This window comes from Rhizobium laguerreae, assembly GCF_002008165.1.
GTDB lineage: Bacteria > Pseudomonadota > Alphaproteobacteria > Rhizobiales > Rhizobiaceae > Rhizobium > Rhizobium laguerreae.
Genome location: NZ_MRDM01000011.1, coordinates 222,866 through 236,897, shown reverse-complemented (window position 1 = coordinate 236,897; position 14,032 = coordinate 222,866). Strand labels below are relative to the sequence as shown.

Below are 14,032 nucleotides of genomic sequence, written 5' to 3'. Positions count from 1 at the left end.
TCTCGAGCGGTACGGTTATCGGGCTGCAGTGCTCTGTTCAGCGTGATCCGCAGCGATCTGCTCATGATGCCGGATGACTTCCTTGATGACGAAGTTCAGGAACTTCTCGGCGAAATCCGGGTCCAGATTGGCAGCTTTCGCCAGCTGGCGAAGGCGTTCGATCTGGTATTCCTCGCGCGCCGGGTCGGCCGGCGGCAAATTGTATTTGGCCTTCAGCACGCCGACCTCTTTGGTGCAGCGGAAGCGTTCGGCAAGCATGTGCACGAGAGCGGCATCGATATTGTCGATCGACTGACGATAGCTCGCAAGCTGGGTTTTGACGTTTGGATCAATCATGGGGCAAGCGATCCTTTCACTTCTTCTTGGGCAATCCGGGCAAACCCGGGAAACCACCGCCAAGGCCCGGCAGCTTGGCGCCGCCGAGGCCCGACAAACCACCCGGCAGACCGCCGAGACCGGGCATACCCCCACCCGGTTTTCCAAGCCCCGCCGCTTCCGCCTGCTTCTGCAAGGCCTCGAGCTGCCGGGGATCGATATTCGAGAGATCGGGCATGCCGCCACCCATGCCGCCCATGCCGCCGCCGAGCCCCATCTTGCCGGCAAGGCCGCCCATCATCTGCTTCATCATGCCGCCTTTGCCTTTGCCGCCCATCATCTTCATCATGTCCGCCATCTGGCGGTGCATCTTCAGAAGCTTGTTGATGGCGGCGGCATCGGTGCCGGAGCCGGCGGCGATGCGCTTCTTGCGCGAATGCTTGAGCAGGTCGGGATTGGTGCGCTCGGCCTTGGTCATCGACTGGATGATGGCGATCTGGCGACCGAAAAGCTTATCGTCGAGGCCGGCTGCGGCCATCTTGTCCTTCATGCCGGCCATGCCGGGCATCATGCCCATGATACCGCCCATGCCGCCCATCTTCTGCATCTGGCGCAGCTGGTCGGCCAGGTCGTCGAGGTCGAACTTGCCCTTGGCCATCTTGGCGGCCATGGCCGCCGCCTTCTCGGCGTCGATGTTTTCGGACGCGCGCTCGACGAGCGAGACGATGTCGCCCATGCCGAGGATGCGGTCGGCGATGCGGCGAGGATGGAATTCCTCCAGCTCGCTCATCTTCTCGCCGACGCCGATCAGTTTGATCGGCTTGCCAGTGACCGCCCGCATCGAAAGGGCTGCACCGCCGCGGCCATCGCCGTCCATGCGGGTCAGCACCAGACCGGTGATGCCGACGCGTTCGTCAAAACTGCGGGCGAGGTTGACGGCGTCCTGGCCGGTGAGGCTGTCGGCGACCAGCAGGATTTCATGCGGGTTCGACCGCTTCTTGATGTCGGCCATCTCGACCATCAAGGGCTCGTCGATATGCGTGCGGCCGGCGGTATCGAGGATGACGACGTCATGGCCGCCGAGCTTGGCCGCCTGCACGGCGCGGGCAGCGATATCGGTCGGCGACTGGCCTGATATGATCGGCAGCGTGTCGATATTGGCCTGCGCGCCGAGCTGGCGAAGCTGCTCCTGGGCTGCCGGACGGCGCGTGTCGAGCGACGCCATCAGCACCTTCTTCTTCTCGCGCGTCGACAGGCGATGGGCGATCTTCGCCGACGTCGTCGTCTTGCCGGAGCCCTGCAGGCCGACCATCATGACGACGACGGGGGCCGGTGCATGCAGATCGATGCCGACCCCTTCGCCGCCCAGCATCTCGATCAGTTCGTCATGCACGATCTTGACGACCATCTGGCCGGGCTTGATCGACTTCAGGATCTCGGCGCCGACGGCCTTTTCACGCACGCGGTCGGTGAAGGAACGCACGACGTCGAGCGCGACATCGGCCTCCAGCAACGCACGGCGAACCTCGCGCAGCGCTGCGGAAACATCGGCTTCCGAAAGCGCGCCACGGCCTGTCAGTCCATTCAGAATGGATCCAAGACGGTCCTGGAGGTTTTCAAACATCGGCTCTTCCTTGATACGTTTCGGGCAGGTTGGGATATGCCCGGAAACGTCGTGCTTTTCCTTGACGAAAACAAGACGCAAAGCCAAAAAGCACCCGAGGGCGCATCGCGCTGTCGGGTGTTGACCTCCGGGATCTCTAAGTCCCGGTCGGCGGCTCGGAGTCATGTGGCTCGTCGCGGATTGGGCGCGATAAACAGGAAAGCCGCGCGAAAGTCAAGGCAATGCGGACAAATGACCGCATGACCGACTTCTCAGAAGCGTTTGACGAGAGGTCGGCAGTGTTTCATCTAACGGTTGCAGCAAAAGTACATACTCAAACAAAGTGATGTATTGGCTTGCGCAATCCGCCAGCGTTTCAGGTTTTGCCGATAAATATTGCCACTCCGGCGGCCGAATTCGCTGTCAACGCCAGTTGCAAATTATTGTGCTTATGATTCTACTTTCTACTTAAGTGCGTCCTGTAAAATGATTCGTGAATATCCTTGATGCCGAATGAATCGGCGGAGATATCGAATGCTAAATGCTGATATTGAGAGCTGGGCGCTGGCGCGGGCCCATCATATTGTCCTGAACGAAGGCCTGAATCTGGCGAAGGCGGCACAGGATCTGGATCGCAAGCGGTCCCGTTCGCTGGTTTACGAGCTGAGAAAGGTCATCACCGCAGCGATTGTCGAAGCCCACGCTGCATCCTTCGATCCCGACGGTGCGCAGCGGTAAAAGCCGAACCGCTGCCTCGAAGGTCAGCGTGCCGCAACGCCTGCCCGGCACTCACCCACTGGTAATTCCTTCGCATTTCCGCCATATACACCGGAAAGACAGACGGAATGGTACCCATGAGCGCAACGGTCGAATTTGCGAGGATGAACGGGCTTGGCAACAAGATCCTGGTCGTCGACATGCGCGGTCGGCCGGACAAGGTGACGCCGGCGGCGGCGGTCGCGCTCAATGCCGATCCGCAGACTGAGTTCGATCAGATCATGGCGATCCATGATCCGAAGGCCGACGGCACCGATGCCTTCATCGATATCCTGAATTCCGATGGCTCGAAGGCGCAGGCCTGCGGCAACGGCACACGCTGCGTCGTGCAGGCGCTTGCCGCCGAGACCGGCAGGAAGGTCTTTACCTTCCAGACGGTCGCCGGCATCCTCAACGCCGTCGAGCACGAGGACGGGACGATCTCGGTCGATATGGGCCGGCCGGTGTTCGATTGGGACAGGATCCCGCTGGCGGAAGAATTCCACGACACCAGCCGCATCGAGTTGCAGATCGGCCCGATCGACAAGCCGGTGCTGCATTCGCCCTCAGTGATGTCGATGGGCAATCCGCATGCGATCTTCTGGGTGGACAGGGACGTGATGTCCTATGATCTCGCCCGCTTCGGACCGCTGCTCGAAAACCATCCGATGTTTCCCGAGCGCGCCAATATCACGCTGGCGCAGGTGACGTCGCCGACATCGGTGACGACGCGCACCTGGGAGCGCGGCGCGGGGCTGACGCTTGCCTGCGGCTCGGCTGCCTGTTCTGCTGCCGTCAGTGCTGCGCGCACCGGCCGCACCGGCCGCAAGGTGACGAACAATGTGGCAAGCGCCAAGCCGCCGGCCACGCTTTCCATCGAATGGCGCGAGCACGACGATCATGTGATCATGACCGGCCCGGCCGAATGGGAATGGTCGGGCAGGCTCGATCCTTCGACCGGTCTCTGGGCGCGCGATGGTATCCGAGAGGCGGAGGCGCAGTGAGCGGCATCGAGGTCATTACCTTCGGCTGCCGCCTCAACACATATGAATCCGAAGTGATGAAGGCGCAGGCTGAGAAGGCCGGGCTCAACAACGCCATCCTGGTCAACACCTGTGCCGTGACCGGCGAGGCCGTGCGCCAGGCCCGCCAGGCGATCCGCCGGGCACGGCGCGACAATCCGCATGCCCGCATCATCGTCACCGGCTGCGCCGCGCAGACGGAAAAGCAGACCTTCGCCGCGATGGCGGAGGTCGATGCCGTGCTCGGCAACGAGGAGAAGCTGACGAGCGCCTCCTATCGCGGCCTGCCGGATTTCGGCGTTTCGGCCGAAGAGAAGCTCCGGGTCAACGACATCATGAGCGTCAAGGCGACGGCGCCGCAGATGGTCAGGCATATCGACGGCCATGTGCGCGCCTTCATCCAGGTGCAGAATGGCTGCGACCATCGCTGCACTTTCTGCATCATTCCCTATGGCCGCGGCAATTCCCGCTCCGTACCGATGGGAGCCGTCGTCGATCAGGCCCGCAATCTCGTCGACGGCGGTTATTGCGAGATCGTGCTGACCGGCGTCGATGCCACCAGTTATGGCGGCGATCTGCCGGGCGCCCCGACGCTCGGGCTTTTGGCGAAGACGCTGCTGAAGCAGATCCCCGATATCCGCCGGCTCAGGCTTTCCTCGATCGACAGCATCGAGGCCGACGCCCACCTGATGGATCTCATCGCCGACGAGCCACGTTTCATGCCGCATCTGCATCTGTCGCTGCAGCATGGCGACGACATGATCCTGAAGCGCATGAAGCGCCGGCATTTACGCGCCGATGCGTTGCGTTTCATCGAGGATGCGCGCCGCCTCCGCCCCGAGATAAGCTTCGGCGCCGATATGATTGCCGGCTTTCCCACCGAAACCGAAGACATGTTCGACAATGCCGTGAAGCTGGCCGAAGAGGCTGGCATCGCCCATCTGCATGTCTTCCCCTACAGTCCGCGTCCCGGCACACCGGCCGCCCGCATGCCGCAGCTCGACCGGTCGCTGGTCAAGGATCGCGCCGCAAGGCTACGCGCCGCTGGACATATGCTGTATCAGTCCCATCTCGATCGGATGATCGGAACCCGGCAATGGCTGCTTGTTGAAAACAACGGCCTGGCGCATACGGAGAACTTCACGCTGGTCGCTGCCCCCGGCCTTCGTCCAGGCGAACTTGTGCCGGTCACGATCACCGGCCACAATGGCAAACATCTCGACATGCAATTGACGGCCGCAGCCGCGGCCTGACTTTCACGGAATCCCCATGGCGCTCAGTTTCATCAAAAAGGTCTTCACCTTCGGCAAGCCGGCTGAAGAACCTGTGCCTGCGGCCGTGGAAAGGGAGCTGGAGCCGCGTTCGCGTGACGAAGATCTGCCGGTTGCTGACGATCCGGTGCTGGCCGAGGAAATGGATACGGCCGGTGGGCCGGCTGCCGATATTGACGAGGGCGGGGTCGAAGCAGCGGTTGCTGACGATGATGTCGAATCCGCAATCCTGCCCGCCGCCGACCAATTGAGCGATCTGGGTGTCGTGCCGCTCTCATTGCTGGAAGCCGAGGCGGCAGTGGAGGTGCAGGCCGAAATCCAGGCGCCTGTCGATATCGTTGCGGGAATACCCCCCTCTGTCCCTCCGGGACATCTCCCCCACAAGGGGGGAGATCATTTGGAGACCGATGCGCCGGAACAGCCGGATGACCTCGAAGACGTCATTGAAAAGCTTACGGAAGAGATTCCGACTGAGCCGGAAGAGATTCCAGCTGAGGATAATGTAGGGCTGGAATCGTCCTCCCAGCCAATCTCCCCACCTGTGGGGGAGATGCCCGGCAGGGCAGAGGGGGGTAGCCCCGCGGCAGAACCGAAACCTCAATCTCCCGTCCTCCCCAAAGGCTTCGCCACCGGCCCGAAGGTGGTCGAGCCGGAGCCCGTTGTCCTGCAGCCAAAACTCAGCTGGTTCCAGCGCCTGCGTAATGGCCTTGCACGCACCTCTTCGCAGCTGACCGGCCAGATCACCGCGCTCTTCACCAAGCGCAAGCTCGATGACGAGACGCTGCAGGATCTCGAGGACCTGCTGATCCAGGCCGATCTCGGTGTCGAGACCGCCATGCGCGTCACCGACACGCTTGCTTCTGAGCGCTATGGCAAGGATGTCACCGGCGAGGATGTCACCCGGATCATGGCGTCGGAAATCGCCAAGGTGCTGAAGCCGGTCGCCAAGCCGCTGCAGCTCGACCTCTCGCACAAGCCGCATGTCATCCTCGTCGTCGGCGTCAACGGAACGGGAAAGACGACGACGATCGGCAAGCTTGCGGCAAAGCTTTCCGGCGCCGGGCTGAAGGTGATGCTGGCCGCCGGCGATACTTTCCGGGCGGCGGCGATCGAGCAGCTGAAAATCTGGGCCGACCGGACGAAATCCGAATTCATCGGCACCAAGCTCGGCGCCGATGCCGCCGGCCTTGCCTATGATGCCTTCGAACAGGCAAAGGCAAAAAAATGCGACGTGCTGATCGTCGATACCGCCGGCCGCCTGCAGAACAAGGCAGAGCTGATGGCCGAGCTCGAGAAGATCGTGCGCGTGCTCGGAAAACTCGATCCCGACGCGCCGCATACCGTGCTGCAGACGCTCGATGCCACGACGGGGCAGAACGCGCTCAGCCAGGTCGAGATCTTCCGCAACGTCGCCGGCGTCAACGGGCTGATCATGACCAAGCTCGACGGCACGGCGCGCGGCGGCATTCTCGTCGCCATCTCCGCCAAACACAAGCTGCCGGTCTATTTCATCGGCGTCGGCGAGGGTGTCGAGGATCTGGAGCCGTTCGAGGCCGAGGATTTTGCCCATGCCATTGCCGGACTTGGGCAATGATGCCACAGATATGCCGCCGAAGGCCTGCAGGGCACGGCCGGAAACAGTTTCCAGGAAAACAGGTTTGAAGAACGCATGAGCACCGAAAGCGATATCACCCCGTCTGCTGCCGACCGGCATCATCCGCTGCTGAAACTGGCGCTGGAACTCGGGCCGCTGATGATCTTCTTCTTCGCCAATCTGCGCGGCCAGTGGCTGGTGGAAACTTTTCCCGCTCTTTCCGAATTGGGCGGACCGCTGTTCGTCGCGACCGGCCTCTTCATGGCGGCGACGATCATCTCGCTGATCGTTTCGAAGATCGTGCTCGGCCATCTGCCGATCATGCCTTTTGTATCAGGCATCGTCGTCGTCATCTTCGGCTCGCTGTCGATCTGGTTGCAGAACGAGACCTTCATCAAGATGAAGCCGACCATCGTCAACGCGCTCTTCGGGGTGGCGCTGCTCGGCGGGTTGGCCTTCGGCAAGTCGCTGCTCGGCTATGTCTTCAACGCCGCCTTCCAGCTCGATGCCGAGGGCTGGCGTAAACTCACCATCCGCTGGGGCATCTTCTTTCTCTTCCTCGCCGTGCTGAACGAAGTCGTCTGGCGCAATTTTTCCGACGGTACCTGGGTCGCTTTCAAGGTCTGGGGCACGATGCCGATCACCATCATCTTCACGCTGGCGCAGATGCCGCTGGTGCTGAAACATAGCGTCAACCTGGAAACGGAAGGCGAGAAGTGAGCGCTGTCGACGTAGAATCTCGCGTAAGACACCAGAACTTCTGGTTTGTCGCCTGCCTTGCGGTGCTGATCATTCAGATCGCCGCCGAATATATGATGGGCCGCGTGCCGATCTGCGCCTGCGGCACTGTCAAACTGTGGGAGGGCGGGGTCAATACCAGCGGCAATTCGCAGCATCTGTCGGATTGGTACACGCCGTCGCACATTATCCACGGCTTCCTGTTTTACGGCCTCGCGCATCTCATCCTGCGCGGCAAGCCGTTGGCGGCAAGGCTGCTGCTGGCGCTCGTCATCGAATCCGGCTGGGAGCTGCTTGAAAATTCACCTCTCATCATCGACCGCTACCGCACGGCGACGATCGCGCTCGATTATTACGGCGACAGCATTCTGAATTCGGCGATGGACACCGTCTTCATGTGCGTCGGCTTCTTCTTCGCGCGGCGCGCACCGGTGGCGCTCACGGTTGCGATCGCCATCTTCTTCGAGATTTTCACCGGCTACATAATCCGCGACAACCTGACGCTGAATGTCGTGATGCTGATCTGGCCGGTGGAGGCGATCAAGGTCTGGCAGGGTGGGGTGTAGGGCTTCTTTGTCCTGATAAGACGCCTCATTAAGAGACCGGCTTGCCGAGCGCCTTTTCCATCGCTGGAAAAAGCCCTTCCTTCAGGCTGATATCGTCGAAGGGGCCGACGCGCTTGTAGAGGATCGTGCCGTCAGGCCCGACCAGGTAGCTTTCCGGAATGCCGTAGACACCCCAGTCGATCGCTGCCTTGCCGTTCGGATCGATGCCGATCGCCCGAAAGGGGTTGCCGAGCTCGCCGAGGAAACGCAGGGCATTGTCGTTCTGGTCCTTGTAATTGATGGCGACGATGTTCAGCCGTCCGTCTTTTGCCAGTTCTTTCAATAGCGGATGTTCGTCCCGGCAGGGGAGGCACCATGAGGCGAAGACGTTGACGAGGGTCAGCTTGCCCTTGATTGCGACATCGGTCAGCGCCGGCAGGTTGGCGCCGTCGAGCGGCGGCAGGTTCAGCGCCGGCGCCTTGGTGCCGATCAGGGCGGAGGGAATTTCGGCGATGTTCTTGCCATGGAAATCCTGGTCGTAGAGCATCTTTGCGGCCGTGGCCGCAATGCCGCCGAAGACGACGAGCGGCAGCAGCGCCAATGCGTAACGGCTCAGCCCGCGCGGCTTGGCGGCGGTGTTTTCCGGCGTGTCGTTCATTCGCCATCCCCCACACTGTCCTTGGGCCGCGCCGAACGACGGCGAATGCCGCCAGCCTCAAGGGCGGCGAGTTCCCTGCGGCGGGCGCGGCCATCGACCCAGGTCCAGGCCGTGACGGCGATCGTCACCAGGGCTGCAAAGCCATAGGAGGCGTAGACGTAGAAGGCTTGCGTCACGGCTATTCCTCCCGGCTCGCCATGCGAGCGGCAAGACGGCGCTGGGCGGCAATGCGGCGGCGCCAGATCTCGTTCCTCATCGCCATGATGTGCAGCGTGAAGAAGAGCAGGGTGAAGGCGATCGCCATGACGAGGAGCGGCCGCAGGAATTCCGGATCAATCGCCGGGCCGTCGAGGCGCAGCACGCTTGCCGACTGGTGCAGCGTATTCCACCACTCGACGGAGAATTTGATGATCGGGATGTTGACGAAGCCGACGAGGATGAGCACGGCGCTGACGCGCGCGGCCTTCGACGGATCGTCGATGGCACGGCCGAGCGCAATCAGCCCGAGATACATCAGGAAGAGAACGAAGACGGAGGTCAGCCGCGCATCCCAGACCCACCAGGTGCCCCACATCGGCTTGCCCCAGAGCGAGCCGGTGACGAGTGCAAGCAGGGTAAAGGCGGCGCCGAGCGGGGCTGCGGCCTTGGCGGAGACATCGGCCAGCGGATGGCGCCAGACCAGCGTACCGATCGCCGAGAGGCTCATAATCGTATAGCACATCATCGAAAGCCAGGCCGAGGGGACATGGACATACATGATGCGCACGGTCTCGCCCTGCTGGTAATCGCCTTCGGTGGCGAAGCTCAGATAGAGGCCGACCGCGAAACAGAGGGTGGTGATGCCAGCCAGCCACGGAACGGCGCGCGCCGCCAGCGCCAGAAACCGCGTCGGATTGGCGAGATCACTGAATTTGCTGATGGCAAGGCTCGTTTCGCTCATGTCCGCTTCCTTACCTTGATCCGGCTTTTCCCGCAATCGAATGGCCCATCAATCCGCTGTGTTTCGCAGCGCCAGGGCGGCGGCTGCCGGGCCGATGACCGCGAAGAAGAGTGTCAGCGCAATGAGGATCAGGAAGGGCGGCAGGAAGGGGGCAGGATTCTCGACTGCGGCATAGGTGGCGCTGACGCCGAAGATCAGCACCGGGATGGTCAGCGGCAGCACGAGGATCGAAACCAGCAGGCCGCCGCGGGGCAGCGCCACGGCAACGGCGGCACCCACGGCGCCGATGAAGGTGATGGCGGGCGAGCCGACCAGCAGCGTCAGCATGGTCGCGCCGATCGCCGTCTCGTCCATATTCATGAAGAGGCCGAGCAGCGGCGAGGCGATGACCAGCGGCAGGCTGGTGGCCGTCCAATGGGCGAAGCATTTGACCAGCACGGTGAGAACGAGCGGCGTTTCCTGCATCAGCATCAGGTCGAGCGATCCGTCATCGCGCTCGGCCTGGAACAGGCGGTCGAGGCCGAGAAGGGCGGCGAGCAGGGCGCCGATCCAGACGATGGCGGGGCCGATACGCGACAGCAGTTTGAGATCGGGACCGACGCCGAAGGGAATGACGGCGACGATGGTCAGGAAGAACAGCACGCCTATCAGCGCGCCGCCGCCAGCGAGAATCGAGAGCTTCAGGTCACGGAGGAAGAGGGCGGTCATGCGGGGCGGCTTTCTGCATGTGCGGTGGACGGGGTAGCTACGTCGAAAAGCATCACCCCCACACCCCCGCATCCACGCCGGCAAAGCCCGTCATCTTCAGTTCCTGCGCATTCCTCAACCCCAGCGGCTGATGCGTCGCCGCCAGCACGATGCCGCCCTTTTCCAGATGCGCTCCAATCAAATCGGCAAACAGCCGGTCGGCGCTGGTATCGAGGGCTGCGGTCGGTTCGTCGAGGATCCAGATCGGCCGGTGGGCGACGAGCAGTTTGGCGAAGGCTATCCGGCGCTGCTGGCCGGCGGAGAGATAACCGAAGGGAAGGTGGGTGATGCCGGAAAGACCGACGGCATCAGTGGCGTCCTCGACGGAAAGGCCGGCGGCGGAGCCTGCATTGCCGAGAAAGGCGCGCCAGAAATCGAGGTTTTCTGCAACCGTAAGTTCATTCTTCATCGCATTTCGATGGCCGAGGTAGTGGCTGACTTCCCCGGGGGGCCTGCCTTCCGGGCTCTCTTCGCCGTGAAATATGACAGTGCCTTTTTCTGGCCTGAGGAGGCCGGCGACGACACGCAATAAAGTGGACTTACCCGATCCATTTTTCCCCGTGAGGACAAGCGCCTCGCCGGCCGCCAAGTGAAAGGAAATGTTAACGAAAAGAAGATCTTCACCGCGCCTTGCAGCCAGATTTTCGGCGGTGAGATGCATGCGTCGGCTCTTTCTTGGTTTCGGCTAGCGGCGGGGTCAAAAAATGTCCGATTTTGACTGTGCTCGGGTATGGCAAGTTTTTAGGAAATTATCTATAAGACCTGCAACCACGCCAGCGGTCGGCGTGAATTTCATCCTTGCGCCGAACTTGGAGCGTCTGTTCCACGTGCGGACAGCGGAAATGGCCGTACCCGCATCCTGATGTGCATTAAGTGCATAGGCGTTCGCACGACTGTGTTGGCTATCAGAAACGGGGTATCTCGTGTCTAAATCTCTTGACAGTTTCAATTGTCGTTCCACGCTTTCCGTCAACGGGAAGGACTATGTCTATTACAGCCTGCCCAAGGCTGAGGCAAACGGTCTGGCCGGCGTGTCGAAGCTTCCCTATTCGATGAAGGTGCTGCTCGAAAACCTGCTGCGCTTCGAAGACGGCCAGTCGGTCACCAAGGAGCACATCCTGGCCGTTGCCGAATGGCTGAACAACAAGGGTGCGGTCGAAAACGAAATCGCCTATCGCCCGGCGCGCGTGCTGATGCAGGACTTCACCGGCGTTCCGGCCGTCGTCGATCTTGCCGCGATGCGCGACGCGATGGTGTCGCTCGGCGGCGATCCTGAGAAGATCAACCCGCTCGTTCCCGTCGATCTCGTCATCGACCACTCCGTCATCGTCGACGAATTCGGCACGCCGCAGGCTTTCGCCAGGAATGTGGAACTCGAATACCAGCGCAACGGCGAGCGCTACCGCTTCCTGAAGTGGGGCCAGCAGGCCTTCAAGAATTTCCGCGTCGTGCCTCCCGGCACCGGTATCTGTCATCAGGTCAATCTCGAATATCTCGGCCAGACCGTCTGGACCAAGGAAGAGGACGGCGAGACGATCGCCTATCCGGATACCTGCGTCGGCACCGACAGCCACACGACGATGATCAACGGTCTCGGCGTTCTCGGCTGGGGTGTGGGCGGTATCGAAGCGGAAGCTGCGATGCTCGGCCAGCCGGTCTCGATGCTGCTGCCCGAAGTCATCGGCTTCAAGCTGACCGGCAAGCTCAAGGAAGGCGTCACGGCGACCGACCTCGTTCTCACCGTCGTGCAGATGCTGCGCAAGAAGGGCGTCGTTTCGAAGTTCGTCGAATTTTTCGGTCCGGGCATGGACAACATGCCGCTCGCCGACCGCGCGACGATCGGCAACATGGGCCCGGAATATGGCGCCACCTGCGGCTTCTTCCCGGTCGACGGCGAAACCATCAACTACCTTACCATGTCCGGCCGCACACATGACCGGATCGCCCTCGTCGAAGCCTATTCGAAGGCGCAAGGGATGTGGCGCGAAGGCGACGGCTCCGAGCTCGTCTTCACCGATACGCTGGAACTCGATCTTAGCGACGTCGTGCCGTCGATGGCCGGCCCGAAGCGTCCGGAAGGCCGCATTTCGCTTGAGAACATCGCGACCGGTTTTGCCGGCTCCATGGAGGCCGACTACAAGAAGCCCGGCCAGTTGAATAACCGCTATGCGGTTGAAGGCACCGACTTCGATCTCGGCCACGGCGACGTGGCGATCGCTGCCATCACGTCGTGCACCAACACTTCCAACCCGTCAGTGCTGATCGCCGCCGGCCTTCTTGCCCGCAACGCCGTTGCCAAGGGCCTGAAGACGAAGCCGTGGGTGAAGACCTCGCTGGCACCGGGAAGCCAAGTCGTCGGCGAATATCTCGCCAAGTCGGGCCTGCAGGCCGATCTCGACAAGCTTGGCTTCAACCTCGTCGGCTTCGGCTGCACCACCTGCATCGGCAATTCCGGCCCGCTGCCGGCGCCGATCTCGAAGACGATCAACGACAAGGGCCTTATCGTTTCCGGCGTTCTCTCCGGCAACCGTAACTTCGAAGGCCGCATCTCGCCCGACGTGCAGGCGAACTACCTCGCATCTCCGCCGCTCGTCGTCGCTTATGCGCTTGCCGGTACGGTGCAGATGGATCTGACCAAGGAGCCGATCGGCGAGGACCAGAGCGGCAATCCTGTTTATCTCAAGGACATCTGGCCGACTTCGAAGGAAGTCCAGGAATTCATCCTGAAATATGTGACCCGCGAACTCTACGAAAGCAAATATGCCGACGTCTTCAAGGGTGACGTCAACTGGCAGGCCGTCCAGGTCCCGCCGGGTCAGACCTATGCCTGGGACGATGATTCGACCTATGTGCAGAACCCGCCCTACTTCGTCGGCATGGGCAAAAAGGGGACCGGCGTCTCCGACATCAAGGGCGCCCGCGTCCTTGGCCTGTTCGGTGACAAGATCACCACCGACCACATCTCGCCGGCCGGTTCGATCAAAGCGGCTTCGCCGGCCGGCGCCTACCTCATCGGCCATGACGTCGCCGTTGCCGACTTCAACCAGTACGGCACGCGCCGCGGCAACCATGAAGTGATGATGCGCGGCACCTTCGCCAATATCCGCATCCGCAACCACATGCTCGGCCCAAATGGCAAGGAAGGTGGCTACACCATCCATTACCCGTCGAAGGAAGAGACCTCGATCTACGACGCGGCGATGCAGTACAAGCAGGAAAGCGTGCCGCTCGTCATCTTCGCCGGTGTCGAATACGGCAACGGCTCCTCGCGCGACTGGGCTGCCAAGGGCACCAACCTGCTCGGCGTCAAGGCAGTGATCGCTCAGTCCTTCGAGCGCATCCATCGTTCGAACCTGGTCGGCATGGGCATCATCCCCTTCGTCTTCGAAGAGGGCACGACCTGGCAGAGCCTCGGCCTCAAGGGCGATGAACTCGTCACCATCGAAGGCCTGGAAAAGATCAAGCCGCGCGAGAAGAAGATCGCCAGGATCACCTATGGCGACGGCGCCGTGAAGGAGGTTCCGCTGCTGTCGCGCGTCGATACGCTCGACGAGGTGATCTACCTCAACAATGGCGGCATCCTGCAGACGGTTCTGCGCGATCTCGCTGCCTGATTTTTAAGAGACTTGTTTGATAATAGCCGCCGGAGAGCAATCTCCGGCGGCTTTTCTTTGGTGCGACGGTAGTATTTGGACGGGCTCACGATGATTTGTTTTGCGCAAGTTCCTGTCGAGCTTCGTCTCACCCGTTCGTGACTTTTCGTTTGGACCCGGAAGGATTATTCGTACGTTCATATGTCAGGGCCGCCGGTTCAAACATGCCGTCGGCGCTGAAAAAGAGGTG

Annotated in this window: 14 protein-coding genes; 7 read left to right on the top strand and 7 right to left on the bottom strand. The window is 61.6% G+C overall.

What is annotated here, in order from left to right:
- Positions 1–15 precede the first annotated feature (15 nt).
- Both BS630_RS13700 and ffh read right to left on the bottom strand, forming a co-directional pair.
- A complete protein-coding gene (locus tag BS630_RS13700) occupies positions 16–336 on the bottom strand; it encodes a chorismate mutase (RefSeq protein WP_077977889.1) in 321 nt (106 codons plus the stop codon).
- A 16-nt stretch (positions 337–352) separates the two neighbouring features.
- Positions 353–1,939, bottom strand: a complete 1,587-nt coding sequence (ffh, locus tag BS630_RS13695) for a signal recognition particle protein (RefSeq protein WP_065281561.1) — start codon at positions 1,937–1,939, stop codon at positions 353–355.
- A gap of 492 nt (positions 1,940–2,431) precedes the next feature.
- Here ffh and BS630_RS13690 point away from each other — a divergent pair, with 492 nt between their 5' ends.
- From BS630_RS13690 to BS630_RS13665, 6 genes are all read left to right on the top strand, one after another.
- On the top strand, positions 2,432–2,656 hold the full coding sequence (locus tag BS630_RS13690; RefSeq protein ID WP_017962453.1) for a hypothetical protein: 225 nt from the start codon (positions 2,432–2,434) through the stop codon (positions 2,654–2,656).
- 116 nt (positions 2,657–2,772) lie between these two features.
- The gene (gene dapF, locus BS630_RS13685) at positions 2,773–3,678 is read left to right on the top strand and encodes a diaminopimelate epimerase (RefSeq protein WP_077977888.1); all 906 of its coding nucleotides are present in this window, start codon (positions 2,773–2,775) and stop codon (positions 3,676–3,678) included.
- Positions 3,675–4,949, top strand: a complete 1,275-nt coding sequence (gene mtaB / locus BS630_RS13680) for a tRNA (N(6)-L-threonylcarbamoyladenosine(37)-C(2))-methylthiotransferase MtaB (protein ID WP_077977887.1) — start codon at positions 3,675–3,677, stop codon at positions 4,947–4,949. Before dapF ends, mtaB begins: the two co-directional genes overlap by 4 nt.
- 16 nt (positions 4,950–4,965) lie before the next feature.
- A complete protein-coding gene (ftsY, locus tag BS630_RS13675) occupies positions 4,966–6,561 on the top strand; it encodes a signal recognition particle-docking protein FtsY (protein WP_077977886.1) in 1,596 nt (531 codons plus the stop codon).
- A gap of 75 nt (positions 6,562–6,636) precedes the next feature.
- The gene (locus BS630_RS13670; RefSeq protein ID WP_003543660.1) at positions 6,637–7,281 is read left to right on the top strand and encodes a septation protein A; all 645 of its coding nucleotides are present in this window, start codon (positions 6,637–6,639) and stop codon (positions 7,279–7,281) included.
- Positions 7,278–7,865, top strand: a complete 588-nt coding sequence (locus BS630_RS13665; protein ID WP_077977885.1) for a DUF2585 domain-containing protein — start codon at positions 7,278–7,280, stop codon at positions 7,863–7,865. Before BS630_RS13670 ends, BS630_RS13665 begins: the two co-directional genes overlap by 4 nt.
- 28 nt (positions 7,866–7,893) lie before the next feature.
- Here BS630_RS13665 and BS630_RS13660 read toward each other — a convergent pair whose 3' ends face one another.
- The 5 genes from BS630_RS13660 to ccmA are packed head-to-tail and all read right to left on the bottom strand — an operon-like array spanning position 7,894 to position 10,850.
- A complete protein-coding gene (locus BS630_RS13660; RefSeq protein ID WP_077977884.1) occupies positions 7,894–8,502 on the bottom strand; it encodes a DsbE family thiol:disulfide interchange protein in 609 nt (202 codons plus the stop codon).
- Complete coding sequence (gene ccmD, locus BS630_RS13655; protein WP_077977883.1) at positions 8,499–8,678, bottom strand: heme exporter protein CcmD; 180 nt, start codon at positions 8,676–8,678, stop codon at positions 8,499–8,501. Before ccmD ends, BS630_RS13660 begins: the two co-directional genes overlap by 4 nt.
- A gap of 2 nt (positions 8,679–8,680) precedes the next feature.
- On the bottom strand, positions 8,681–9,442 hold the full coding sequence (locus tag BS630_RS13650; protein WP_077977882.1) for a heme ABC transporter permease: 762 nt from the start codon (positions 9,440–9,442) through the stop codon (positions 8,681–8,683).
- Between the two features lie 48 nt (positions 9,443–9,490).
- Entirely contained in the window at positions 9,491–10,150 is a 660-nt protein-coding gene (gene ccmB, locus BS630_RS13645) for a heme exporter protein CcmB (protein WP_077977881.1), read from the bottom strand.
- A gap of 52 nt (positions 10,151–10,202) precedes the next feature.
- Positions 10,203–10,850 carry a heme ABC exporter ATP-binding protein CcmA gene (ccmA, locus tag BS630_RS13640; RefSeq protein WP_077977880.1) on the bottom strand — a complete coding sequence of 216 codons (648 nt, stop codon included), beginning with the start codon at positions 10,848–10,850 and terminating at the stop codon, positions 10,203–10,205.
- 262 nt (positions 10,851–11,112) lie between these two features.
- Here ccmA and acnA point away from each other — a divergent pair, with 262 nt between their 5' ends.
- Positions 11,113–13,803: an aconitate hydratase AcnA gene (gene acnA / locus BS630_RS13635; RefSeq protein ID WP_077977879.1), complete on the top strand. Its 2,691-nt coding sequence runs from the start codon at positions 11,113–11,115 to the stop codon at positions 13,801–13,803.
- The last annotated feature ends 229 nt before the right edge of the window (positions 13,804–14,032 follow it).